At 62.6% G+C, this 22,813-nt stretch carries 24 protein-coding genes; 18 read left to right on the top strand and 6 right to left on the bottom strand.

Annotation, left to right across the window (positions count from 1 at the left end; genetic code table 11):
- The first annotated feature begins 86 nt into the window (after positions 1 to 86).
- From BGO80_RS10630 to xylA, 3 genes are all read left to right on the top strand, one after another.
- Positions 87 to 1,130, top strand: coding sequence for a LacI family DNA-binding transcriptional regulator (locus tag BGO80_RS10630; protein WP_286721388.1), 1,044 nt, complete (start codon positions 87 to 89; stop codon positions 1,128 to 1,130).
- Positions 1,131 to 1,708: 578 nt separating this feature from the next.
- The gene (xylB, locus tag BGO80_RS10625) at positions 1,709 to 3,172 is read left to right on the top strand and encodes a xylulokinase (RefSeq protein ID WP_286721387.1); all 1,464 of its coding nucleotides are present in this window, start codon (positions 1,709 to 1,711) and stop codon (positions 3,170 to 3,172) included.
- Positions 3,169 to 4,476, top strand: coding sequence for a xylose isomerase (gene xylA / locus BGO80_RS10620; protein ID WP_286721386.1), 1,308 nt, complete (start codon positions 3,169 to 3,171; stop codon positions 4,474 to 4,476). Before xylB ends, xylA begins: the two co-directional genes overlap by 4 nt.
- Before the next feature lie 233 nt (positions 4,477 to 4,709).
- Here xylA and BGO80_RS10615 read toward each other — a convergent pair whose 3' ends face one another.
- Positions 4,710 to 5,792: a PAS domain-containing protein gene (locus tag BGO80_RS10615; RefSeq protein ID WP_286721385.1), complete on the bottom strand. Its 1,083-nt coding sequence runs from the start codon at positions 5,790 to 5,792 to the stop codon at positions 4,710 to 4,712.
- 153 nt (positions 5,793 to 5,945) lie between these two features.
- Here BGO80_RS10615 and BGO80_RS10610 point away from each other — a divergent pair, with 153 nt between their 5' ends.
- Together BGO80_RS10610 and BGO80_RS10605 are read left to right on the top strand one after the other, a co-directional pair.
- The gene (locus tag BGO80_RS10610) at positions 5,946 to 7,556 is read left to right on the top strand and encodes a glycoside hydrolase family 43 protein (RefSeq protein WP_286721384.1); all 1,611 of its coding nucleotides are present in this window, start codon (positions 5,946 to 5,948) and stop codon (positions 7,554 to 7,556) included.
- Between the two features lie 303 nt (positions 7,557 to 7,859).
- On the top strand, positions 7,860 to 8,426 hold the full coding sequence (locus tag BGO80_RS10605) for a NifU family protein (protein WP_286721383.1): 567 nt from the start codon (positions 7,860 to 7,862) through the stop codon (positions 8,424 to 8,426).
- A 75-nt stretch (positions 8,427 to 8,501) separates the two neighbouring features.
- Here BGO80_RS10605 and BGO80_RS10600 read toward each other — a convergent pair whose 3' ends face one another.
- On the bottom strand, positions 8,502 to 8,825 hold the full coding sequence (locus BGO80_RS10600) for a hypothetical protein (protein ID WP_286721382.1): 324 nt from the start codon (positions 8,823 to 8,825) through the stop codon (positions 8,502 to 8,504).
- A 235-nt stretch (positions 8,826 to 9,060) separates the two neighbouring features.
- Here BGO80_RS10600 and BGO80_RS10595 point away from each other — a divergent pair, with 235 nt between their 5' ends.
- Positions 9,061 to 9,639 carry a ribosome hibernation promotion factor gene (locus BGO80_RS10595; protein WP_286721381.1) on the top strand — a complete coding sequence of 193 codons (579 nt, stop codon included), beginning with the start codon at positions 9,061 to 9,063 and terminating at the stop codon, positions 9,637 to 9,639.
- A 48-nt stretch (positions 9,640 to 9,687) separates the two neighbouring features.
- Complete coding sequence (locus BGO80_RS10590; RefSeq protein WP_126149277.1) at positions 9,688 to 10,155, top strand: PTS sugar transporter subunit IIA; 468 nt, start codon at positions 9,688 to 9,690, stop codon at positions 10,153 to 10,155.
- Between the two features lie 79 nt (positions 10,156 to 10,234).
- Here the strand turns inward: BGO80_RS10590 and BGO80_RS10585 are convergent, their stop codons facing one another.
- A complete protein-coding gene (locus tag BGO80_RS10585) occupies positions 10,235 to 10,519 on the bottom strand; it encodes a DUF1150 family protein (protein ID WP_126149278.1) in 285 nt (94 codons plus the stop codon).
- Between the two features lie 24 nt (positions 10,520 to 10,543).
- A complete protein-coding gene (locus tag BGO80_RS10580; protein ID WP_286721380.1) occupies positions 10,544 to 10,963 on the bottom strand; it encodes an Hsp20 family protein in 420 nt (139 codons plus the stop codon).
- 136 nt (positions 10,964 to 11,099) lie between these two features.
- On the opposite strand from BGO80_RS10580, the gene BGO80_RS10575 reads away from it, so the two are divergent.
- The gene (locus tag BGO80_RS10575) at positions 11,100 to 11,948 is read left to right on the top strand and encodes a glycosyltransferase family 2 protein (protein WP_286721379.1); all 849 of its coding nucleotides are present in this window, start codon (positions 11,100 to 11,102) and stop codon (positions 11,946 to 11,948) included.
- A 49-nt stretch (positions 11,949 to 11,997) separates the two neighbouring features.
- Here BGO80_RS10575 and BGO80_RS10570 read toward each other — a convergent pair whose 3' ends face one another.
- The gene (locus BGO80_RS10570; RefSeq protein ID WP_126149281.1) at positions 11,998 to 12,309 is read right to left on the bottom strand and encodes a hypothetical protein; all 312 of its coding nucleotides are present in this window, start codon (positions 12,307 to 12,309) and stop codon (positions 11,998 to 12,000) included.
- Positions 12,310 to 12,597: 288 nt separating this feature from the next.
- Here BGO80_RS10570 and rpmI point away from each other — a divergent pair, with 288 nt between their 5' ends.
- The 7 genes from rpmI to pheT all read left to right on the top strand — a co-directional run bounded on the left by rpmI (position 12,598) and on the right by pheT (position 18,604).
- Positions 12,598 to 12,798, top strand: a complete 201-nt coding sequence (gene rpmI / locus BGO80_RS10565) for a 50S ribosomal protein L35 (RefSeq protein WP_046105910.1) — start codon at positions 12,598 to 12,600, stop codon at positions 12,796 to 12,798.
- A 19-nt stretch (positions 12,799 to 12,817) separates the two neighbouring features.
- Positions 12,818 to 13,219, top strand: coding sequence for a 50S ribosomal protein L20 (gene rplT, locus BGO80_RS10560; RefSeq protein ID WP_126149282.1), 402 nt, complete (start codon positions 12,818 to 12,820; stop codon positions 13,217 to 13,219).
- Between the two features lie 300 nt (positions 13,220 to 13,519).
- On the top strand, positions 13,520 to 14,650 hold the full coding sequence (gene pheS, locus BGO80_RS10555; RefSeq protein ID WP_286721378.1) for a phenylalanine--tRNA ligase subunit alpha: 1,131 nt from the start codon (positions 13,520 to 13,522) through the stop codon (positions 14,648 to 14,650).
- A 1-nt stretch (position 14,651) separates the two neighbouring features.
- Positions 14,652 to 14,888, top strand: a complete 237-nt coding sequence (locus BGO80_RS10550; RefSeq protein ID WP_286721377.1) for a DUF4160 domain-containing protein — start codon at positions 14,652 to 14,654, stop codon at positions 14,886 to 14,888.
- Entirely contained in the window at positions 14,869 to 15,132 is a 264-nt protein-coding gene (locus BGO80_RS10545) for a DUF2442 domain-containing protein (RefSeq protein WP_164550236.1), read from the top strand. The genes BGO80_RS10550 and BGO80_RS10545 overlap by 20 nt, the downstream gene beginning before the upstream one ends.
- Positions 15,129 to 16,169, top strand: a complete 1,041-nt coding sequence (locus tag BGO80_RS19435) for an ASCH domain-containing protein (RefSeq protein WP_353744204.1) — start codon at positions 15,129 to 15,131, stop codon at positions 16,167 to 16,169. The genes BGO80_RS10545 and BGO80_RS19435 overlap by 4 nt, the downstream gene beginning before the upstream one ends.
- Positions 16,170 to 16,180: 11 nt before the next feature.
- A complete protein-coding gene (gene pheT / locus BGO80_RS10535; protein ID WP_286721376.1) occupies positions 16,181 to 18,604 on the top strand; it encodes a phenylalanine--tRNA ligase subunit beta in 2,424 nt (807 codons plus the stop codon).
- A 45-nt stretch (positions 18,605 to 18,649) separates the two neighbouring features.
- On the opposite strand, the gene BGO80_RS10530 is transcribed toward pheT, so the two are convergent.
- Positions 18,650 to 20,176 carry a YifB family Mg chelatase-like AAA ATPase gene (locus BGO80_RS10530; protein ID WP_286721375.1) on the bottom strand — a complete coding sequence of 509 codons (1,527 nt, stop codon included), beginning with the start codon at positions 20,174 to 20,176 and terminating at the stop codon, positions 18,650 to 18,652.
- 186 nt (positions 20,177 to 20,362) lie between these two features.
- On the opposite strand from BGO80_RS10530, the gene BGO80_RS10525 reads away from it, so the two are divergent.
- From BGO80_RS10525 to BGO80_RS10515, 3 genes are all read left to right on the top strand, one after another.
- Positions 20,363 to 21,199, top strand: a complete 837-nt coding sequence (locus BGO80_RS10525; RefSeq protein WP_126149288.1) for a glycoside hydrolase family 25 protein — start codon at positions 20,363 to 20,365, stop codon at positions 21,197 to 21,199.
- Positions 21,200 to 21,309: 110 nt separating this feature from the next.
- The gene (locus tag BGO80_RS10520; RefSeq protein ID WP_126149289.1) at positions 21,310 to 22,329 is read left to right on the top strand and encodes an SPFH domain-containing protein; all 1,020 of its coding nucleotides are present in this window, start codon (positions 21,310 to 21,312) and stop codon (positions 22,327 to 22,329) included.
- A 15-nt stretch (positions 22,330 to 22,344) separates the two neighbouring features.
- Positions 22,345 to 22,797 carry an NfeD family protein gene (locus BGO80_RS10515; protein WP_126149290.1) on the top strand — a complete coding sequence of 151 codons (453 nt, stop codon included), beginning with the start codon at positions 22,345 to 22,347 and terminating at the stop codon, positions 22,795 to 22,797.
- Positions 22,798 to 22,813 lie beyond the last annotated feature (16 nt).

Here is a 22,813-nt window from a genome sequence, read left to right as displayed (position 1 = left end):
CCCCTGCCTGCAACGCTGCACTTGACGTTTGCGCCTTTGGAAACAAGTGTGTCGCCAAACTTGTGCGGTCCGGCAGGGGAAACGGTTTGACCGAAGAGACGATGAAGCGGCGGGCCACGGTTCACGATGTGGCGCGGGCGGCAGGTGTGTCCCTGGCCACGGTCGACCGCGTGCTCAATGCCCGCCCCGGCGTGCGCGCGGCCACGGCCGAAAAGGTTGAGGAGGCCATTGCGCGCATCGGCTTTTCGCGCGACCTCAATGCGTCGCTGATGGCGCGAGCCCGCGACCTCAGTGTCGTGTTCTTCATCCCCGACGGGTCCAACGAGTTCATGGACAGTCTTGCCGAGGCGGTTACCCGCCGATTCGGCCAGGCGCTGGGCGATCGCATTCACCTCGACACCCGCCGCGTCAAGCCGCTGGATGGCGCCGGGCTGGCCGAGGGGCTCGATGGGCTGGACGCACGCCATTGCGACTGCGCCGTTATCGTCGCCAGCGAGGAGCCCGAGGTGATCGCCGCGGTCGATGCCGCCCATCGCCGCGGGATTGCGGTGATGACGCTAGTCTCGGACCTGCCGGGGTCAGCGCGGCGCAATTTCATCGGCATCGACAATGTCGCGGCCGGGCGCACTGCTGCCTCGCTGATGGGGCGGTTTCTCTCCGGCAAGGGCAAGGTGGCGCTGATCGCCGGCTCTTTGCACCTGCGCGACCATGCCGAGCGGCTGGAAGGGTTCCGGGCGGCGCTGGGCGCCGAATTCCCCGAGGTCACCATGCTTGGCCCCTTCGAGGGGCATGACGAGCGCGACCAGACCGCCGGGATCGTCGGCGCCATTCTCGAGGATAATCCCGACCTTGCCGGGCTCTATAATTTCGGCGCCGGCAATGCCGGGCTGGTGGCGGCGCTGGAACAGTCCGGCCGGGCCCGCAGCCTGCGCGTCATCGCCCACGAATTGACCGAGCCCACCCGCGCCGGCCTGCGCAGCGGCGCCATCGACGTGGTGCTCGACCAGAACCCCGATGGCGAAATCCGTGAAGCCATTGCGGCAGCACGGGCATTGGCGCTGGGCACGGCCCGCAGCGCCGTGACCGATCCGATCGAGATCGGGATTTTCTTGAAGGACAATCTGCGGTGAGCCGCGTCTTCCCTTCTCCCCTTGCGGGAGAGTGGGTGTTCACTTTGAGCGCGTCAGGAGGCGTTGGCGCTTCGGCTCCTGCTGTCCCTCCCCCTTCTACAGGGGGAGGTTAGGTGGGGGTGCTGCAGCTTCAGCAAACTCCCATGAAACCAACGGATTTTCTGATGGTTCAGCACCCCCACCCTCATTCCCTCCCCTCAAGTGGGAGGGAGGCGAAAGAGCCCTGACACTGGTTATCAATGCGCCCAAACTAAACACTTCCCTTAACAGGGGAGGTTGGGTGGGGGTGTGCAACAGGCTCAAACTCTTGTGAGATCGAATTGCCCCGCGAGGGGTGAGGGCGATGATGCCTCGTTCCTTTGTGCCACTCGAGCATAGCTCTCGCGACCTTCTCGCTTAAAATGCCCCGACAGAGGAGATTTTGCGCTTTGGGCGCAGCTCCAAGTTGAAATTCCCGTTTTCCTCGGTCACAATCTGCGCTAAGAAACGCGTCACTCAAAAATTCGGCGCTGCCCCGCAAACGGGGCGAGGGAGGAGTAAGAGATGTTTCTGCCGCAGCCAGATGAGGTACGTGCCTCATGACATTTCTGGGCATTGATATCGGCACTTCCGGCGTCAAGGCGCTCCTGATCGACGCGGCCGGCAAGGCGCTGGGCGAGGCCTCGGCCCCCGCCGTAGAGCCGGTTCGCCCGCATCCCGGCTGGTCCGAGCAGAACCCGACAGATTGGTGGACGGCCACGCTCGGCGCCGTGGACAAGCTCAAGGCCAGCCATCCCAAGGAACTGGCGGCGGTCAAGGGCATTGGCCTGTCCGGTCATATGCATGGCGCGACGCTGCTGGGCGAGAATGATGCGGTCCTGCGCCCCTGTATCCTCTGGAACGATGGCCGCTCTGCCGCTGAATGCGGCGAGATGGAAGCGGCGCTCCCCAATCTGCGGCAGCTGGCCGGCAATATCGCCATGCCGGGCTTTACCGCGCCGAAAATTGCCTGGGTCAGAAAACACGAGCCAGACATCTACCGCCAGATAAGAAAGGTGCTGCTGCCCAAGGCCTATGTGCGCCTACTGCTGACCGGTGAGCATGTCGAGGACATGTCTGATGCCGCCGGAACGCTGTGGTTGGACGTGGCCAAGCGCGACTGGTCGGACGAGCTGCTGGGGGTGACGGGTTTGACCCGTGACCACATGCCATCACTGGTCGAGGGCTCTGCCGTTTCGGCACAGCTCAAGGATAAATACGTTTCGCGTTGGGGCATGTCTGGCCCGGTCGTCGTGGCCGGTGGCGCCGGCGACAATGCCGCTGCCGCCTGCGGTATCGGCGCGATCCGGCCCGGCGAGGGGTTCGTGTCGCTCGGCACATCAGGCGTGCTCTTCGTCTCCAACGAAAAATTCAGCCCCAATACGGCTGGGGCCGTGCATGCCTTCTGCCACGCCATTCCCGATACCTGGCACCAGATGGGCGTCATCCTCTCGGCCACGGATTCGCTCAACTGGCTGAGCCGCATCACCGGCAAGAAGCAGGCCGAGCTTTCGGGTGAAGCCGAAGCCCAGTTCAAGGGACCAGGCGAAGCCATCTTCCTGCCCTATCTCTCGGGCGAGCGCACCCCGCACAATAATGCCGGTGCCCGCGGCTCGTTTACTGGCCTCTCCCAGTCCACCGACACGGCGCAACTGGCCCAGGCGGTGATGGAAGGTGTCACTTTCGCCATGCGCGATTGCCAGCGCGTGCTGGCCGATGCCGGCACCTCGATCAATCGCCTGCTGGCGGTGGGCGGTGGTTCCAAATCCGCACTCTGGCTCAAAATGCTGGCCACCAATCTCGACATGGAAATCGCCCTCCCCGAAGACGGCGATTTCGGCGGCGCGCTGGGCGCGGCTCGGCTCGGCCTCTGTGCCGCGACCGGCGCCAACCCGGCCGACGTCATGTCCATGCCGCCGATCAAGACAACCATTGCGCCCGACACATCGCTGTCGGGTGCCTATTCCGACCAATATGCGCGCTATCGCGCTCTCTACCCCGCCATCGAGGAGGCACGTTCGTGAGTGATTTTTTCAAGGGCCTGAGCCAGGTCAAGTATGAAGGCCCGCAGAGCAAGAATGCTCTCGCATATCGCCATTACAACAAGGACGAAATGATCGCCGGCAAGCGGATGGAAGACCATATCCGTCCCGCCATCGCTTACTGGCACACCTTCGCCCAGGAAGGCGGCGACCCGTTTGGCGGCCGTACTTTCGATCGTCCCTGGTTCGACAAGGGTCTCGACGGTGCCAAGCTCAAGGCTGAGGTGGCCTTTGAATTCTTCAACCTGATCGACGTCCCTTTCTTCGCCTTCCACGACGTGGACGTGGCCCCGGAAGGCGCGACGCTGGCGGAATCGAACAAGAACCTGCGCGTCATCGGCGACATCATTGCCGAGAAGATGCAGCAGACCGGCAAGAAGCTGCTGTGGGGCACGGCGAACCTGTTCTCCAACCGCCGCTATATGGCGGGTGCCGCCACCAATCCCGATCCGGAAGTTTTCGCCTATGCCGCTGGTCAGGTGAAGACCGTGCTCGAGCTGACCCATGAACTGGGCGGCGAGAACTATGTGCTCTGGGGCGGTCGCGAAGGCTACGAAACCCTGCTCAACACCAAGATCGGCCAGGAACAGGACCAGATGGCCCGCTTCCTGACCCTGGTGATCGAGCATGCCGAAAAGATCGGCTTCAAGGGTCAGATCCTGATCGAACCCAAGCCGCAGGAACCGAGCAAGCACCAGTACGATTTCGACGTGGCCACCGTTTACGGTTTCCTGCAGAAATACGGCCTCGAAAAAAAGGTGAAGTGCAATATCGAGGTGGGCCATGCCTTCCTCGCCGGTCACTCCTTCGAGCATGAACTGGCTGTTGCCTCCTCGCTTGGCCAGCTCGGCTCAGTCGACGCCAACCGCAACGATCTGCAGTCCGGCTGGGACACCGACCACTTCCCCAATAATGCCGGCGAAATGGCCTTGGCCTTCTATTACATCCTCAAGCAGGGTGGCCTCGGCAAGGGCGGCTTCAACTTCGACGCCAAGGTGCGCCGCCAGTCGCTCGATCCGGCCGACCTGCTGCATGGCCACATCCTGGGTCTCGACACGCTGGCGCGCGGCCTCAAGGGCGCCGTGGCGCTGATCGAGGACGGTGAGTTCGACAAGATGCTGGACGACCGCTATGCCGGTTGGAACAATGGCCTCGGGCAGGACATTCTCGGCGGCAAGCTCAGCCTTGAGGATATTGCCGCCAAGGTCGCATCCGACAATATCAACCCGCAGCCCAAGTCCGGCCGCCAGGAATATCTCGAAAACCTGGTCAACCGCTTCGTCTGACTTCACGCCGTCCCGTAAGGGCAAATCGCGCCGGTGGCGCGATTTGAGGCGAGAAGGTCATGAGCGCTGGGCTCGAATGGCTCCAGATTTTCCACACGCACAATAGGCACCCTCCCTCTTGCGGGGAGGGCCGGGGTGGGGATGAGAGGCACGGCATCCGGGCTCCCGCACGCCCTCCCATCCTCCCCCATCGAGGGGTAGCTGCCGGGGCGGTGGCTGGCCGGCAAGATGCCCTATTCCGCTACCCGCTCCGGAATGTCGACGACAAACGCCGTGCCCTTGTCGAGCCGGTCAACCCGCAATGTTGCCCCGAGGTGGTCGATCTCGTGCATCAGCATCTTCATGCCGAACCCCTTGATGGCGCGCGGGTCGAAATCTTCGGGCACGCCCCCGCCATCGTCGCGGATGGTGAGCTCGATGCCGCCATTCTTCTTGCGCGCGGTGACGGCGATGATGCCGCCCTGATCCGGTCCATAGGCATGCTTTTGCGCATTGGTGACCAGTTCGGAGACGATCAACGCGATCGGGGTGATCATATCCTCGTCGATTTCGATGGGATCGGCCGATGCGGCGACATGGGCGCGGCTGATATGGTCGAGCTTTTCGCAGATCGAGCCGATGATCTCGCCAATCTCGATGCGCGTATCGATATCGCCATGCTCGATGATGCGCTGGATCTCGACAATGGCCTGGATGCGGCTGAGCGCGCCGATCAGGGCATTGCGGGCAGTGTCATCGGCGAGGCTCGAGAGCTGCATGCGCAGCATTGCCTGGATGAGCGCCAGCGAATTGCGCACCCGATGGGTCATTTCGCGGGCCATGTGATGGGTCCGCTCGGCCTGGTCGCGCAGCGCCTCGGTCTGGGCATCGAGCTGGTGTTTGAGATCGTGCTGCCGCTCGATGCGGTGGGTCACGTCCACCTGGGTGGCGATGTAATAGAGCAGCTCTCCCCGGTCATCGAGCATGGGTGCCATGTGCAGCTCGTTCCAGAATTTGCTGCCGTCCCTGCGGTAATTGAGGATTTCCTGGCTAATCGTCTCTTGCTTCTTGATCGCCTGTCGCAGCGCCTCGCGGTCTTCGGCCCTTGTCTCGGGCCCCTGCAGGAACCGGCAATTGCGGCCCAACACCTCGTCCTCGCTATAGCCGGTGAGCTTGAGGAAGGCATTGTTGACAAAGACGAGCGGACAATCAGGCTCGAAGGGATCGGCAATGACGATGGGAACGGCGCTGGATTCGACTGCGTGCACGAAGGGCTGCAGACGCATCTTGGACCGGACATTCTTCCAGTAGCTGATTTCGCGGATTTGGTGGTCCAACGGGGCACACTCTTTCTGGTCTGCGCAGCGTGCGCAGATCTTGCTTGCAGTTACTCGCTTGCAGATCAGGAACGATCTCTCAAGCCGTCACCGCATCACATTTCTCACAACAACGTTCGAAGCGGCGTTTTTGTCGCATAGGGAGGAGCCAGCATGCCCCAAATCACCAATCCGATTCTGCCCGGATTCAATCCGGACCCGTCCATTCTGCGCGTGGGTGACGATTATTACATCGCCACCTCGACCTTCGAATGGTTCCCGGGCGTGCAGATCCATCACTCCCGGGACCTGGCCAATTGGGATCTGGTGACGCGCCCGCTCAACCGCGCCAGCCAGCTCGACATGCGCGGTGATCCCGATAGCTGCGGCGTCTGGGCCCCCTGTCTCACCCATGACGGCGAGCGTTTCTGGCTGGTCTATACCGATGTCAAGCGCAAGGATGGCTCGTTCAAGGACGCGCATAATTACATCGTCTGGGCCGACACGATCGAAGGCCCGTGGTCGGACCCGATCTATGCCAATTCCTCGGGTTTTGATCCCAGCCTCTTCCACGACGACGACGGCAGAAAGTGGTTCGTCAACATGGCCTGGGACCATCGCGTCAGGCCGCTGCTGTTCGCCGGCATCATGCTGCAGGAATTCGATCCCGTTGCGGGCAAGTTGGTTGGTCCCATCACCAATATCTATCAGGGTACCGATCTCAAGCTCGTTGAAGGCCCGCATCTCTACAAGCGCAATGGATGGTACTACCTTCTGACGGCAGAAGGCGGCACGGCCTATGACCATGCCTGCACCTTTGCCCGCTCGCGCAGCATCGATGGGCAATATGAAACCCATCCCGACAAGCACATCCTGACCAGTAAGGACACCCCGCTCGCCGCCATCCAGCGTGCCGGTCATGGCGACATCGTCGAAACGCCCGAGGGCAAGACCTATCTGGTCCATCTCGGCGGCCGCCCGACGACGCAGGAACGTCGCTGCGTGCTGGGTCGCGAAACCTCGATTCAGGAGGCCTATTGGGGCGAGGATGACTGGCTTTATATCAAGAACGGCCCGGTGCCCTCGCTGCATGTCGAGGTGCCGGGCACGCGCGACGAGGAAAAATACTGGGCCGAGCAGCGCTATACATTCGAAAACGGGCTGCACAAGGACTTCCAGTGGCTGCGCACGCCCGACACCGAGCGCATCTTCAAGACCGAAAACGGCAAGCTGACGCTGTTCGGGCGCGAATCCCCCGGCTCCTGGTTCGAGCAGGCGCTGGTCGCCCGCCGGCAGACGCATTTTTCCTATGACGCGGAAACCCTTGTCGATTTCAATCCCACCGACGAGCGCACCTTTGCCGGGCTGACCGCCTATTACAGCCGCTACAACTTTTTCTATCTCACTGTCGGAGCGCATTCCGACGGGCAGCGCGAATTGCTGATCATGGCCTCGGAAATGAGCTGGCCCGATGGCAAGCTGCGCTTCCCGGCTGCCCCGGTGCAGATCCCGCCCGGAGGCAAGGTCAAGCTGGCGCTGAGCATTCGCGGCCGTAAGCTGCAGTTCTTCTACGCCATGGAGGGCGAGGACTTGCAGCCCATCGGCCCGGTGCTCGATGCGAGCCTGCTCTCGGACGAATGCGGCGGCCACCAGGCCCATGGCAGCTTTACCGGCGCCTTTGTCGGCGTCGCGGCCAGTGACCTCAACGGTACGGCCAGCCCGGCGCATTTCGACTATTTCATCTATCGTCCGCAGCATGATGCTTCGGACCGATACGAGGTCTAGGAGCCTCAAAGGCCCCCACGCCAGGACATCGGGCGACCCCAGAGAATGCAACCCTCGGCGCCATGCCGAGGGTTTTTCGTATGGAGCTCGGGGAAGCAGCCACTGGAGCCCCGCGGGGCTCGCAGGTCACCGCGCAAGCTGGGGTGACGAAATCCGGCCGCCCTTCGAGCATTGTCCCCTCGTGTCGAGCAGAAAAACTGACCTCTGCGATCAATTTTGTCTGTCCGCACGGTTCAAGCTTGCATCGCGCGCTTAAAAGTCTATTTTAGAAGCGTTCTAATCGCAAACGACGCGGGATTTCCCATGTTCATCCAGACCGAAGCCACGCCCAATCCGGCGACCCTCAAGTTCCTGCCGGGACGCGATGTGCTCGAGGGTGAACCGCGCGACTTCCGCTCGCCAGAGGCCGCCGGGATTTCGCCGCTGGCCACCGGCCTGTTCGGTATTTCCGGCGTCACCGGCGTGTTCCTGGGCTCCGATTTCATCTCGGTGACCAAGGACGACACCAATTGGGCCCATATCAAGCCGGCCATTTTGGGCGTGATCATGGACCATTTCCTCTCCGGCAAGCCGGTCATCGCCGAAGCGAGCGGCTCCGCTCCTGCCTTCGACGAGGTCGAGGAATTCTTCGAAGAAGAAGACAAGGAAATGGTCGAGGTGATCAAGGAATTGCTCGCCACCCGCGTGCGACCGGCCGTCGCCATGGATGGCGGCGATATCATCTTCAAGGGTTTCAAGGAGGGCACCGTGTTCCTCCATATGCAGGGTGCCTGCTCGGGCTGCCCCTCCTCGACCGCTACGCTCAAGAACGGCATCGAGAACCTGCTCCGCCACTTCGTTCCGGGCGTCGAGGCCGTGCAGCAGGTCTAAGCGCCTTCTGCCCTTTTCAGTTCTGCAGCAAGCCAGGGCCCGATGAGCAATCATCGGGCTCTCGTTTATTGTGGGTCAGCCAAAAAAGAGATGGGCGATCAGGAGGATGGCAAGGCCGGACAGCCCAATGACGAGCAGTCCCAGCGCTATCCGCGCATAAGGGCTGCGCCAGAACGGCACCGCGCCGGCAGGCCGGGTGGAAAGGGTCGAGTCGGCGGCCCTTTGCATGTCGGCGGGGCTGAAAAGGTTGAGGCGATGGCGCGTCATGAGGCGCAGATTGCGCAGCAGCAGCGCGGCCACCAGCATCATGGCGCCGGCCACGGCCAGGACCAGGAACAGCGCCATAAGGGGCGAGACGAGGGGCACGCTGCCGCCAACCGCCAGGGCCGGAGCCTGCATGCTCGCGCCTTTCGCAAATCAGGATGGGGAAGGCTAGGCCGCGCTCACGCCGATGTCACCCCCTGAATTGGCGGGTTGGGGACAGTTGCGCATTGCCGCACCGGCCGGGGGGGTCTAGCATCGCATCTGCAGGCACCCCACATCAGGAGTGTCGGCAGACGTGATCCCGTCAAGCCGGGAGGCGGCTTTACGGACCCATCGCGTCGATGCCAACGACCGAAAGGAAGAAAAAGCCATGACCTTACGCGTTTCGGGAAAGAATATGGATGTCGGCGATGCACTGCGCGGCAAGGCGCAGGACCATTTCGCCTCCGTTGTCGGAAAGTATTTCGATGGCGGCTATGACGGACACCTGACCCTGACACCGGATGGCATCGGCTTCCGCGCCGACTGCGTGGTGCATCTCGATTCTGGCGCGACGCTGCAAGCCAGCGCCCAGGGCGGCGATGCCACCTCGGCTTATGAAGTGATGGCCCTTAATATCGAAAAGCGCCTGCGCCGTTACAATCGCAAGCTCAAGTCGCATCGGCGCGGCCCCAATGGCACCGACAGCGATGGCCAGCTGGCGCAATACACGGTTTTCGGCTCCAGCGAGGCGCTGGACGAGTTGGACGAGGACTATGCGCCGCCGGTGATTGCAGAGACCACCAAAAGCCTGCGTGAGCTCAGTGTCGAGGAGGCGGTGATGGAGCTTGATCTCACCGGTGCCCAGGTTGTGATGTTCCGCCACGCTGGACATGGCGGCCTTAATGTGGTTTACCGCCGCTCCGATGGAAATATTGGCTGGATCGATCCAGCCTTGGGGGCCAATTGACACCCGCCCTCTCCTACGTCCTAGCTGAGTAAATCCTAAGGCAGACTTATGGAATTGGCCGAAATCCTGGCGAAGCACGCCGTGCTTTTCTGCACGGACGTGACCACAAAGCGCCAGCTGTTTGAAGTTCTTGCACAAAAGGCAGCCGAAACCACCGGCTTGCCGCGTGCCGATATTCTCGATGCGCTCACCAGCCGCGAGGAAATCGGTTCGACCGGATTGGGGAACGGCATTGCCATTCCCCATGGCAAGATGGGCGGGCTCAAGGGGGTGACCGCCGTGTTCGCCCGCCTTGAGACCGCGATCGACTTCGATTCGGTCGATGACCAGCCGGTCGACCTGGTTATGATGCTCCTGGCCCCGGTGGGGTCGGGCGCCGATCATCTGAAGGCGCTGTCCCGCGTGGCACGGCTGCTGCGCACCGAGTCGATTGTCGATCAGTTGCGTTCGACCGAAGATCCGGCCGAGCTCTACGCCATTCTGGCGAGCCCGGTCGAAGACACTGTCGCCGCCTGATCAAGGCGCCATAGATACATAACCCCCGGATGCCCAAGGCCTCCGGGGGTTTGTGTATCTGGGGTGCGGCGAAAGTCGATCAGTGCAGTGTGGCGAGGCCCAGGCTCTGGTCGCCCAGCCAGTCGTTCACCGCATCGGCGCTGTCCGAGACCATGAGCGGGGTGCCATCGGCGGACATCACCAGCTGATACTCACCATTCGCGTCGAATTCGGTGTCCTGGATCATGCCGGACAGCATGAGGCCGGAGACCGGCTTTACATAAGCCACGGCGCTGCCGCCCAGGGCGGCGAATTCTGCACGCGTCAACGCCTTGAGCGGATGCTCATCGGGGGTCACGCTTTCGGGATTGCGTCTATCCATCATTTTTCAGCCCTTTCCTGAACGTCCTCACAATGAGCGAATGTCAATATGACGGGCGAATCTTGGCGCCTTGGGGCGCTCAAGAGTAACAACGAGCATGCCATGCCCTAAAGTTGCATCTTTCACTTCCATGCCATCGGCAAGCAGAAAACTGCGCTGGAACTGGCGGGCGGCAATCCCGCGATGCAGATAGTCGCGTCCTGGCTCATCCTTCTGCCGGCCGCGCACCATGAGCTGGTTGTCTTCGGCAACGACCTCGAGATCACCCGGCGCAAATCCGGCTACCGCAATAGAGATGAGAAAGCGTTCGGTGCCGTCTTCAGTGATGCTCCGCTCGATATTGTAGGGCGGATAGCCATCGGCAGACCGCGCCAGGCGGTCTATGCGCTCCTCGAAACTGTCGAAGCCGAGGAGAAACGGCGCTGAGAACACAGAAATACGCGACATGACCATGCGTCCTTGATGAGCAAGCAACGACTGATTGCCTCCAACCCGCAAAGACTGGCATCGGAAACATGGTCCAGATATGGGTCAGACGCGTATCCGGTTCAAGGCCATACCGCCACGCCCGAGGGACATCGCCATGCACAAGACCGTCGCCGTCATCACCCCCGCCTACAAGGCCCAGGATACGCTGGCCACCACGGTGCAAAGCGTGCTCGAGCAGACCCATGTGCAGTGGGAACACTGGATCATCGCCGATGACGGCTTCGACTATGCCGGCTTTCTGGGCGAGCGCGGATTGGCTGATCCGCGCCAGCGCTTCGTCGGCAGTGGCGGGATCGGCCGCGGCGCCTCAAACGCCCGCAATGTCGCGCTGGAACAGCTGAAAACCTCCTATGCCGCCATTCTCGATGCCGACGACCGGCTGAAACCGCAAAAGCTGGAGCGGGCGGTGGCGGCGCTGGACGAACACGGCATCGTCACCACTGCGCTCGATGTCATGACCATGGATTTCGCCCATCTGCGCTTTGTCGGCGCGGGTGCCGATCGGGTGCTCAGCCCCGGTGAACACAAATGGGTGAGCCTTTCCATGGATTCGATGATTGTCTGGGATCGGCGGCGCGGCGACGGGCGCTATGACCCGACCATGAGCAACATGACCGATCTCGAGTTCCTGTTGCAGCTCTATCGCACCATCCCGACCAGCATGCATCTGGGCACGCCGCTGCACGACTATATCAAGCGCGATGGCTCGATGAGCAATGGCAAGAACGTGGCCGCGGGCATGATCGCCTCGAAACGCGAGATCGTGCGGCGGCTGCAATCGGGTCATTATGGGCTGCGCTCGAGCGATGTCGCTGGCCTACTGGGCTTTCTCGACGTGTCGCTGGCCGCCGAGGCCGAATATGGCGCGGCGCTGGCGGCGCGGCCGGGCCTGCTGTTTGAAGATCACATCGAGCCAAAACTTCTGGCCGCGCGGCAGCCATGAAAAAGGGCGACCCGAAGGTCGCCCTGTTCGCCCGATGGGCCGGTCGCGCTTAGAGCGCGTAGAGGGTCACATTGGAGCCTTCGAGGTCGCCATCGATACCAATGATCTGGTCGATGGAATAACCCTGCTGCTCGATATTGCGCTGCAGATAGCGGTTGTTCTTGATCAGCTGCTGCAGCGAAGCGGTGTCAACGTCGATGGCCAGCGACTTGGCCTGGGTCGGGTTGACCTTCAGCACGGTGGCCGAGCTCGCATTGTTCAGCGCGTCGAAGGACACATTGGCATCGAACGGGCTGGCATAAGCGGCAGTGGCACCGGTGGCAATCACGGCGGCGAGGGCAAGAGTCTTGGTGAAACGCATTTTAGTCTCCTTGAAAATTCCGGGTTCGCATCGTGTCGAACTCGGGGAGAAATACGCACAACACCCCGGACCAGTTCCATTAACGTTCGGAAAGACTGAACAACGATCTGTGACCACGACGTTGAAACTATTCAATGCGTAATTTCGTAGAGACGCGCCTCTTGCCTTCCCTCGTCATTCCCCCTATAGAGCCGACTTCTCCGGACCGCCCGGCCAAAAGGCATGCCGTGGCGGTTCTTGAATGCGATGGGCCTCAATCCATCCAGACTAATCTAAAGGACCCGCAAAATGCCCAAGATGAAGACCAAGTCCGGTGCCAAGAAGCGTTTCAGCTTCACCGCAACCGGCAAGGTGAAGGCCGGTGTTGCCGGCAAGCGCCACCGCCTGATCAGCCACAATGCCAAGTACATCCGCACCAACCGCGGCACCAAGATCCTGTCCAAGGGCGACGAGGGTCTGGTGAAGTGGTACATGCCGTACAACCGCTAAGCTGGAAGGACAAAGATAAATGGCACGCGTTAAACGTGGCGTAACCGCCCACGCTCGTCACAAGAAGGTCTTGAAGGCCGCCGAGGGCTATTATGGCCGTCGTAAATCCACGATCCGTATCGCCAAGCAGGCCGTCGAAAAGGCCGGCCAGTACGCGTATCGCGATCGTCGCGTCAAGAAGCGCAACTTCCGCGCCCTGTGGATCCAGCGCATCAACGCCGCCGTGCGCGATCACGGCCTGACCTATGGCCGATTTATCGACGGCCTCAGCAAGGCTGAGGTTGCCGTCGACCGCAAGGTGCTGAGCGATCTCGCGATCACCCAGCCCGAAGCGTTCGCCGCCCTGGTCGTCAAGGCCAAGGCAGCGCTGGCGTATCTGGAAAGCGTGGACTCCGTTACCCACGCCCGCGTCACCGCTTAAGCACCCCCAGCTCCGCTGAGGTCGAAATTGCGCCTTGCGCCGCCCGAAAGGGCCGGCGCGGGGCGTTTTTGTTTGGCGGCGGTTCAAGGCGGCTCAGACATCTCCATTCGTCGTCATTGCCCGGCTTGACCGGGCAATCCACAGGATGCCCCCGGCATCGCCTGGACCACAAGGTCAAGCCGGGTGGTGACGGAGTGGCAAGATACCGCTAGTAACCGCACTGTCGCCGTGCCAACACCCGCTGACTCCGTCCACCCAAAATGCTCTAACCGCGCCACACTGTCCGAGTTGAGAACCACGATGTCGCTACAAGCCCAGATCGAAACCCTGCGCAACGAGCTGTCCGCCGCCATTGCCAGTGCCGCCAATGAAGCCGCGCTCGATGCGGTGCGTGTTTCGGCCCTTGGCAAGAAGGGCTCGGTTTCCGCCCTGCTGGCGACCCTGGGCGCGATGGCAGCTGAAGACCGCAAATCGGCCGGTCCCGCCATCAATGGCCTCAAGACCGAGATTGCCGCCTTGATCGAGGCGCGCAGCACCGACCTCAAGGGCGCGGCGCTCGAAGCCAAGCTCAAGGCCGAAACGGTGGATGTGACCCTGCCGCTGCCGCCGGCCCCCACGGCGCGCGGCCGCATTCATCCGATTTCCCAGACCATCGACGAAATCACCGCCATCTTCTCGGATATGGGTTTTTCCATCGCCGAAGGGCCCGATATCGAGACCGACTATTACAATTTCACCGCGCTGAACTTCCCCGAGGGACACCCGGCGCGCGAAATGCACGACACCTTCTTCATGAAGCCCGGCCCGGACGGGGTGAAGAAGGTGCTGCGCACCCATACCTCGCCGGTGCAGATGCGCGTCATGCAGAAGACCAACGAAAAGCCCGCCGCATCCTACCTGACGCCCGCGATGGATCCGCCGATCCGCGTGGTCATGCCTGGCCGCACCTATCGCAATGACAGTGACCAGACCCATACCCCGATGTTCCATCAGGTCGAGGGGCTGGTCATCGACAAGTCGAGCCATATCGGCCAGCTGCGCTGGGTCTTGGAAGAGTTTTTGAAGGCGTTCTTTGAAGTGCCCAGCGTTACCCTGCGCTTCCGCCCCAGCTTCTTCCCCTTCACCGAACCCAGCATGGAAGTGGACGTGCAATGCGACCGCTCCGGCTCGGAGGTGAAGATCGGCGAGGGCAATGACTGGCTCGAAATCCTTGGCTGCGGCATGGTCCATCCCAACGTCATCCGCAATGCCGGGCTCGACCCCGATATCTATCAGGGCTTTGCCTGGGGCATCGGCATCGACCGCATCGCCATGCTGAAATACGGCATGCCGGATCTGCGCGCCTTCTTCGACGCCGACCAGCGCTGGATCGAGCATTACGGCTTCCGCCCACTCGACCTGCCGACGCTGTTTGGGGGGCTCAGCAGCTAAGATGCCGACGCTGCTGCGGTGGAAGGGATATCGTTTCTTCTTCTATTCGGCCGACGGCTGGGAACCGCCGCATGTCCATGTTGTAAAGGACGGACGAGAAGCCAAAATATGGCTGCGCGACCTCAACATTGCGGTCAACCTTGGCTTCTCAGCGCGTGATCTCAACGAGATCATCGGTGCAGTTCGTGAGCATAGAAACGCATTCTTGGAGGCTTGGAATGACTACTTTGGTGCTTGAAATCGAAGATAGCCGTCCGATCGAAGCACAGTGCGACGACAGCGAACTCCATGTTCGCCTGGCCGACGGGCGCACCGTCTCGACGCCGCTCTGGTGGTATCCTCGCCTGGCGGCGGCCTCACAAACGGCCCGATCCGACATCGAACTCCTGCCGATGGGTTTACACTGGCCTCTAATCGACGAAGATATATCCATCGCCAGCATGCTGCGTGGTGAAAAGGCGCCGGGAGCGACGGCGCCTTGACGTCACAATCCGCCACCACCCAGCCCGTCCGCTTCAGCTTCGGTGACAGCCCCGCGCTGGCCGATAGCCTGCTGGCGCTCGTCCTGGCCGGCAAGAAAACCGCGACCTGCGGGGCGCTGCGCGATTTCGGCGGCGACAAGGAGCCGCTGCCGCAGGTGGGGCGCCGGGACACCGTGCTCAATGGCGCGGGCGAAGAGGCCTGCGTGATCGAAACGCTGAGCGTCGAAACCATGGCCTTCGACGCCATCCCCGCCAGCTTCACCGATCGCGAAGGCGAAGGCCCCTATGCCGAGTGGCGAAAAGGCCACGAGGCCTATTTCGCCCGCAATGGCGGCTTCTCACCCGATATGGAGGTGGTCTGCGAAACCTTCCGGCTGGTCAGCGTGCTGCCGGCCGGGCGCGAGCTCTATAACCGCGTTGCCACCCCGATCTTCGTCGTTACCGACATTGAATCCGATGGCCCGACGCCGCTGCACAATTCCATGCTGAGCTTTGCCTCGGTGGCGATCGAGGCCGATGGCACGCCCCATGGCGAGTTCGAGGCCGTGCTGACGCCTCGCGCGGACCGCAGCCAGAACCAGATGACCATGGATTGGTGGGCGACGCAGCCCGAAGCCTGGAAAGCGGCGACATCAGGCGCGGAAGACCCGGCGATCGTCATGCCGCGTTTTGCCGACTGGGTGGACAGCCTGCCCGGCCCAAAGGTCTTTGTCGCTGCGCCGATGATCTTTGACGGGCTGTGGATGGATCATTACCTGGACGAATTCGCCTGTACCCGCGTCCTCAGCGGCCCGTTCAAGGGCCGCCAGATTTTTCGCGGCGGCGGCATCTGCCTTTATACCATGGCCGGCACGCTGCGCGGCGCGCCCTATCTCGATTGGGGCATGAGCAAGCTGCCATCCGAGTTTTATGGCCATATCGCCCATACCCACAAAGCCGTGGACGATGCCCGCGGCTTTGCCAATGTGCTCGTTGAACTGTTCAAACTCTCCTCCGCCCTGCCGCCCATCACGGGCAGCAAGAGTGACTTCCGCTAAGGTCCAAAAACATGAAATTCACCCTCGACTGGCTCAAGGAACATCTCGAGACCACTGCCTCGGCCGATGAGATCGGCAAGGCCCTGACCATGATCGGTCTGGAGGTCGAAGGCATTGAAAGCCAGGGCAAGGCGCTGGAAAAATTCGTGGTCGCGCATGTGGTTGAGGCCAAGCCGCATCCCAATTCCGACCACCTCAATATCTGCAAGGTCGATGCCGGCACCGGCGAGCTGATCGACGTGGTCTGCGGCGCGCCCAATTGCCGGACGGGCCTCAAGTCGGTCTTTGCTGCCCCGGGCACCTATATTCCGGGCAAGGATTTTGAATTGAAGGGTGGTGTCGTCATTCGCGGCGCGCCGTCCAATGGCATGCTGTGCTCGGCCGCCGAACTCGAGCTTTCCAACGACCATGACGGCATTATCGAACTGCCCGAGGATGCGCCGATCGGCGAAAAATACGTCGACTATGTCGGGATCAATGGCGTGGTCTTCGATATTTCCATCACCCCCAATCGCGGTGACGCCACCGGCGTCTATGGCGTGGCGCGCGATCTCGCCGCCTTCGGCCTCGGCACCCTGAAAAAGACCGACATGTCGCCGGTGCCCTCAAAGGGGCCGAGCCCGATCCCGGCTTTGCCGCATCAGTTTGCCGAGGGTGAGCCCAAGGCAATCCGCAAATTTGCCGGCCGTTACTTCCGCGGCATCAAGAATGGCCCGTCGCCAGACTGGCTGCAGGCGCGGCTGCGCGCCGTGGGCCTGCGCCCCATCAACACCGTGGTCGACATCACCAATCTTGTCTCGCTCGGCTGGGGCCGGCCGCTGCACGCCTATGACGCCGACAAGGTCGAGGGGCAGATGGTGGTGCGCAATGCGCGCGACGAGGCTTTCGATGCGCTCGACAACAAGGTCTATACGCTCGACCAGACCATGACCGTCATCGCCGACGACAAGGGCCCGCTCTGTCTGGGCGGCATTATGGGCGGCATCCGGTCGGGCGTCACCGACGAAACCATCAATGTATTCATGGAATGCGCCAGCTGGGATGCCAATCTCATTGCCCAGGCCGGCCGCAAGACCGGCATCGTCTCCGATGCCCGTTATCGCCTCGAGCGCAATGTCGATCCGGCGCTGACCGAGCCGGGCCTCGAACTGGCCACGCGGCTGATGCTGGAGCTAGTGGGCGGCGAAGCCATGGAGCCGGTGGTCTCGGGCGAGGACGTTTTCGCCAATAAGACCGTCGACTTCCCACTGGCCGAGGTCAAGCGCCTCACCGGCCTTGAGGTCTCGTCCAGCGACATCGAGGCCATTTTGGCCCGCCTCGGCTTCGTTGCCGAAGGCTCGGGCGATATGCGCAGCGTAAAAGTGCCATCCTGGCGCCCCGACGTGACGCAAAAAGCCGATCTCGTCGAGGAGGTCATGCGCATGGTCGGTGTCGACAATGTGCCGGTCGAGCCGCTGCCGCGCCTCAACCACGTGGCCCAACGCATGCTGACCACCATCCAGAACCGCCGTCGCATCGCGCGCCGGGCGCTGGCCGCGCGCGGTCTCGACGAGGTCGTGACCTGGTCGTTCATCGCCCATGCCGCGGCCGTTCAGTTCGGCGGCGGCAGCGAGGATCGCCAGCTCGCCAATGCCATCGCCTCGGACATGACCGACATGCGCCCCTCGCTTTTGCCGGGCCTCCTCGCGGGCGCGCGCCGCAATGCCAATCGCGGTTTTGCCGACGTCGCCCTGTTCGAAGTCGGGCAGATTTTCCTCTCCGACCAGCCTGAGGGCCAGCACACCTCTGCCTCGGGCGTACGCACCGGCACGGCCAAGCTCGACGGGGCGGGACGCCACTGGTCGGGCAAGACCGAGGCGGTCAGTGTCTGGGACGCCAAGGCGGACCTTGCAGCTGTGCTCGATGCGCTCGGCGTCGATATCGACAAGGTGCAGGTGCTGCCCGAAGCCGCCAGCTGGAGCCATCCGGGCCGCGGCGGCCGCATCGCGCTCGGCCCCAAGGTGACGCTGGGCTGGTTCGGCGAACTGCATCCGGCTTTGGCCGCCGAGCTCGACATCGACGGGCCGGTCGCTGCCTTCGAGATTGACCTCGATGCCCTGCCGGAGGCGCGCAAGAAGGCTACCAAGACCAAGCCGGCCATCGCGCTCAGCCCGTTCCAGCCGGTATCCCGCGATTTTGCCTTCGTCATGGATCGGGGCGTGACCGCCGCAGCAATCCTCAAGGCCGCCAAGGGTGCCGACAAGGCGCTGATCAAGGATGTCGGTATTTTCGACGTCTTCGAAGGCGCCCATGTCGGGGAAGGCAAGAAGTCGGTCGCCATCGAGGTGACGCTGCAGCCCAAGGACAAGACTCTGACCGACGAGGAGATCGAAAAGGTCTCCGCGGCGGTCGTGGCAGCAGTGACCAAGACCACCGGCGGCGAACTGCGTCGCTAAGCCCAAACCCTCGCCGCTGCACCGGGATGTGGCGGCGAAGGTTTCTCAACCCGCGCCCAGATTCAGCCGATAGCTCAGGGCTTCGGCGATATGGGGGCGGGCTACTTTTTCCGAACCCGCAAGATCGGCCAGGGTGCGGGCCACCTTGAGCACCCGGTGATAGGCGCGCGCCGAAAGGTTGAACCTTTCGGCCGCCTGCATCAGGAGGTTGCGGCTGTCGAAATCCGGCTCGATCAGCTTTTCCACCAGCGCCGTCGGCGCCGCGGCATTGGTGAGGATTTCCGGATGCCCCGCCGCCTCATAGCGCTGGCGCTGCCGCTCGCGGGCCGCCGCCACCCGCGCCGCCACGCTGGCCGAGGGCTCGGCGTCGCCATCGGGGGCGATCATTTCGGCTGCCGAGAGCGCCGGCACGTCGATGCGGATATCGATGCGATCGAGAAAGGGCCCCGAGACGCGCGCCTGATAGTCGGCGGCGCAGGCCACGCCGCGCTTGCAGGTATGGCCAGGGGTGCCCGCCAATCCGCATTTGCACGGGTTCATCGCCGCTACCAATTGAAAACGGCTCGGATAGGAGACCCGCGCATTGGCGCGCGCGATGACGGTTTCGCCGCTTTCGAGCGGCTGCCGCAGGCTGTCGAGCACGCCGGGCGAAAACTCAGGCAATTCGTCGAGAAACAGCACGCCGTTATGCGCCAGGCTCGCTTCGCCCGGCCGCACCCGGAGCCCGCCCCCGACCAGCGCCGCCATGGAGGCCGAATGGTGCGGCGCGCGAAATGGCCGCCGGTCCGACAGGGCGCCGCCGGAAAGCTCGCCAGCGATCGACTGGATCATCGACACATCGAGCAGCTCGCGCGGGGAGAGCGGCGGCAGGATGGAAGGCAGGCGCGCCGCCAGCATGGATTTGCCTGATCCCGGAGGGCCGATCATCAGCAGATTATGATTGCCGGCGGCGGCGATCTCCAAAGCCCGGCGGGCAATGGCCTGGCCCCGCACATCGGCCAGATCGGGCAGGTCACCCGGCGCCGCTGTCAGCTTGCGGGGCTGCGGCCGCGCCTGCAGCTGATGACCGGTCAAATGATTGGCCAGCGCCAGAAGACTGTCGGCGGCAATGATGTCGATATCCTCGCCCGCCCAGGCCGCTTCCGGCCCGCTCGCTGCCGGGCAGATCATGCCCAGCCCCCGGGCCTGTGCGGCGATGGCCGCCGGCAGCACCCCGCCGACATGGGCCAGCCGGCCATCGAGGCCGAGCTCGCCCAAAGCCATGAAACTGTCGAGCGCATCCTGGGGAATGGCGCCCAGCGCGCCCATCAGCGCCAGGGCAATGGGCAGATCGTAATGGCTGCCTTCCTTGGGCAGGTCGGCTGGCGCCAGATTGATGGTGATGCGCTTGGGTGGCAGGCCCAGGCCAGAGGCGGCAAGGGCCGCCCGAACTCGCTCGCCGCTTTCGCGCACCGCCTTATCGGGCAATCCGACCAGGATGAAGCCGGGAAAACCGGGCGCAATCTGCGCCTGGACATCGACCGGCACCGCCTCGATGCCCTGAAATGCTATCGTCGCAACACGGGTCACCATGTCGATCTTCGCCCCCAGCAGAAGCATAGGCTAACAGAGGCAGACAGGGTTAACAAGAACGTAAAGCGAACAGATCATGTCGCGTTAACCATGCTCATCGCCACAATAGTTAACCTAAACTTGTCTTAACCTGTCCATGTTGAATCAAAGGCTCATTGTGGTCCTCTGATACCGAGCTTTTTGTCCATGGCGATTGCCCTTCCCCGCTCCGTCTCCGCCATTGTTCGTGGCGCCGTTCTGAGCCTGGCCCTCGCGGCTTTGGCCGCCTGCGCCAGTGGCGGGGGTCTTTATGGCGCCATACCCGGCGACAATCGCCCCCATGCCAAGGTCGACCGCGCCCGCACCATGCCGATCCAGGGCATCGACGTGGCCCGCTATCAGGAGAATGTCGATTTCGCCAAGGCGCGCGGCGCCGGCATCCATTTCGTGTTCATGAAGGCAACCGAGGGGAAAGACTATGTCGATCCCGATTTCCAGCGGAACTGGGTTCGCGCCCGCGATGCCGGCATGCCGCGTGGCGCCTATCACTTCATGACCTGGTGCTCGCTGGCCTCCGAGCAGGCGGCATGGTTCACCCAGAACGTGCCGGCCGATCCCAGCGCCCTGCCGCCGGTGCTTGATCTCGAATGGAACAACCATTCGAGCTGCAAGGCCAAGCCGTCCAAGGCCGATGCCCTGGAAAAGATCCGGCTGATGCTTGAGGTCATGGAGCGCCATACCGGCAAGCTGCCGATCATCTATACCGACATGAATTTCCACCGCGATATTCTGGCCGGCGAATATTTCCCCAATACTTTCTGGCTGCGCTCGACTGCCGCCGAGCCGCATGAGCGCTACGAAAACCGCCCCTGGACCTTCTGGCAATATACTCAGACCGGGGTCGTGCCGGGCGTGCGCGGCGAGGTGGATCGCAATGTGTTCTACGGCAATCAAAGCGACTGGCTGATGTTCCTGTCCACCGGCTGCGATCCGCGGGCCATTGCCGCCCTGGCGCCAACCGGCCGCTGCGCCTTCGCAAAATAGCTGCAGCGGGCGCTTGCCTGCCATATTAAAGCCCAGCAAAGACGAGTATCCAGCCGACGGCACAATGGATTATTGTGCCGTCGCGCTATGGCTCTGGGAGATATTTCGAGATGACGATTTTTGATGGCTTCGTGCTGGACGGCCTGGGCCTGACCCTGCTTGTGCTGGGCCTGTTGTTCGTATTGGTGCTGTTCGCCGGCGCCAAGACCATTCCGCAGGGCTATAACTATACTGTGGAACGCTTCGGCAAATATACGCGCACCCTCAAGCCCGGCCTCAATATCATTGTCCCGTTCATCGACACGATCGGCAAGAAGATCAATGTCATGGAGCAGGTGCTCGACGTTCCGCACCAGGAAGTCATCACCCGCGACAACGCCTCGATCACCGCGAACGGCGTCACCTTCTATCAGGTGCTCGACGCTGCCGCGGCTGCCTATGAAGTCGCCAATCTCGAAAACGCCGTCCTTAACCTCACCATGACCAATATTCGTACGGTCATGGGCTCGATGGATCTCGACGAATTGTTGAGCCACCGTGACGAAATCAACGAGCGGCTTTTGCGCGTCGTCGATACCGCCGTCTCGCCCTGGGGCATCAAGATCACCCGCATCGAGATCAAGGACATCGATCCGCCCAAGGATCTGGTGGAGTCCATGGGCCGGCAGATGAAGGCGGAACGCGAGAAGCGCGCCACCATTCTCGAAGCCGAAGGCCGCCGCCAGGCCGCCATTCTCAAGGCCGAAGGCGAAAAGCAGGCCCAGGTGCTTGAAGCCGAGGGCCGCAAGGAAGCCGCCTTCCGTGACGCCGAAGCGCGCGAACGCGCCGCCGAGGCCGAAGCCAAGGCGACCCAGCTGGTGTCGGACGCTATTGCCTCGGGCAATGTGCAGGCGATCAACTATTTCGTCGCCAACAACTATATAAAGGCGCTCGAAGGCATTGCCACCTCGCCCAACCAGAAGCTGTTGATGCTGCCGGTCGAGGCCTCCAGCGTCATCGGCGCCATTGGCGGTATCGCCGAGATCGCGCGCGAGACCTTTGGCGGTGAAAAGCCGACGAATCCAGCGGCGCGCTCCACCAGCCGTCCGCCCAGCGCCGGCTTTTCGGCCGGCCCCAGCAGCGACGCCTGATAGCGGGAGCCCGACATGACCCTGGTCGAGTTCATTGGTGCCAATATCTCCTGGAGCTGGATCATCGGCGGGCTGGTGCTTTTGGCGCTCGAACTGGTGGTCCCCGGCGGCTATCTGCTCTGGATGGGCATTGCCGGGGTGCTGACCGGTCTCATTGTCATGGTCCAGCCGCTGGCCTGGCCGCTGCAATGGCTGATCTTCGGCACGCTGTCGCTGGTCAGCATCCTCATCTGGGTGCGCTGGCAGCGGCGGCGACAGACCAGCACCGACAACCCCTTCCTCAACCGCCGCGCCGAAAGCTATGTCGGAGTGGAAGGGGTGTTGGACCAGCCGATCTCTGGCGGTTTCGGGCGGCTGGCGCTGGGCGACAGTATCTGGCGTATTTCCGGGCCCGACCTGCCGGTGGGCCAAAGGGTGCGCATCGTGGCGGCGGAGGGCGCCGTGCTCAAGGTCGAGCCGGTTGCCTGATGGCGCATAAACGGCA

The sequence above is a fragment of the Devosia sp. 63-57 genome (assembly GCF_001899045.1).
Taxonomy (GTDB): Bacteria; Pseudomonadota; Alphaproteobacteria; order Rhizobiales; family Devosiaceae; genus Devosia; species Devosia equisanguinis.
The sequence above is the reverse complement of the archived record's forward strand: the minus strand, read 5'-3'. Positions and strand labels throughout refer to the sequence as shown.

Coding starts and splice junctions, on each gene's coding strand:
- xylB (WP_286721387.1), top strand. CDS start 1,709: ATGACATTTCTGGGCATTGATATCGGCACTTCCGGCGTCAAGGCGCTC.
- BGO80_RS10610 (WP_286721384.1), top strand. CDS start 5,946: ATGCCCCAAATCACCAATCCGATTCTGCCCGGATTCAATCCGGACCCG.
- BGO80_RS10605 (WP_286721383.1), top strand. CDS start 7,860: ATGTTCATCCAGACCGAAGCCACGCCCAATCCGGCGACCCTCAAGTTC.
- BGO80_RS10600 (WP_286721382.1), bottom strand. CDS start 8,825: ATGCAGGCTCCGGCCCTGGCGGTTGGCGGCAGCGTGCCCCTCGTCTCG.
- BGO80_RS10595 (WP_286721381.1), top strand. CDS start 9,061: ATGACCTTACGCGTTTCGGGAAAGAATATGGATGTCGGCGATGCACTG.
- BGO80_RS10590 (WP_126149277.1), top strand. CDS start 9,688: ATGGAATTGGCCGAAATCCTGGCGAAGCACGCCGTGCTTTTCTGCACG.
- BGO80_RS10585 (WP_126149278.1), bottom strand. CDS start 10,519: ATGATGGATAGACGCAATCCCGAAAGCGTGACCCCCGATGAGCATCCG.
- BGO80_RS10580 (WP_286721380.1), bottom strand. CDS start 10,963: ATGTCGCGTATTTCTGTGTTCTCAGCGCCGTTTCTCCTCGGCTTCGAC.
- BGO80_RS10575 (WP_286721379.1), top strand. CDS start 11,100: ATGCACAAGACCGTCGCCGTCATCACCCCCGCCTACAAGGCCCAGGAT.
- BGO80_RS10570 (WP_126149281.1), bottom strand. CDS start 12,309: ATGCGTTTCACCAAGACTCTTGCCCTCGCCGCCGTGATTGCCACCGGT.
- rpmI (WP_046105910.1), top strand. CDS start 12,598: ATGCCCAAGATGAAGACCAAGTCCGGTGCCAAGAAGCGTTTCAGCTTC.
- rplT (WP_126149282.1), top strand. CDS start 12,818: ATGGCACGCGTTAAACGTGGCGTAACCGCCCACGCTCGTCACAAGAAG.
- pheS (WP_286721378.1), top strand. CDS start 13,520: ATGTCGCTACAAGCCCAGATCGAAACCCTGCGCAACGAGCTGTCCGCC.
- BGO80_RS10550 (WP_286721377.1), top strand. CDS start 14,652: ATGCCGACGCTGCTGCGGTGGAAGGGATATCGTTTCTTCTTCTATTCG.
- BGO80_RS10545 (WP_164550236.1), top strand. CDS start 14,869: ATGACTACTTTGGTGCTTGAAATCGAAGATAGCCGTCCGATCGAAGCA.
- pheT (WP_286721376.1), top strand. CDS start 16,181: ATGAAATTCACCCTCGACTGGCTCAAGGAACATCTCGAGACCACTGCC.
- BGO80_RS10530 (WP_286721375.1), bottom strand. CDS start 20,176: ATGGTGACCCGTGTTGCGACGATAGCATTTCAGGGCATCGAGGCGGTG.
- BGO80_RS10525 (WP_126149288.1), top strand. CDS start 20,363: ATGGCGATTGCCCTTCCCCGCTCCGTCTCCGCCATTGTTCGTGGCGCC.
- BGO80_RS10520 (WP_126149289.1), top strand. CDS start 21,310: ATGACGATTTTTGATGGCTTCGTGCTGGACGGCCTGGGCCTGACCCTG.
- BGO80_RS10515 (WP_126149290.1), top strand. CDS start 22,345: ATGACCCTGGTCGAGTTCATTGGTGCCAATATCTCCTGGAGCTGGATC.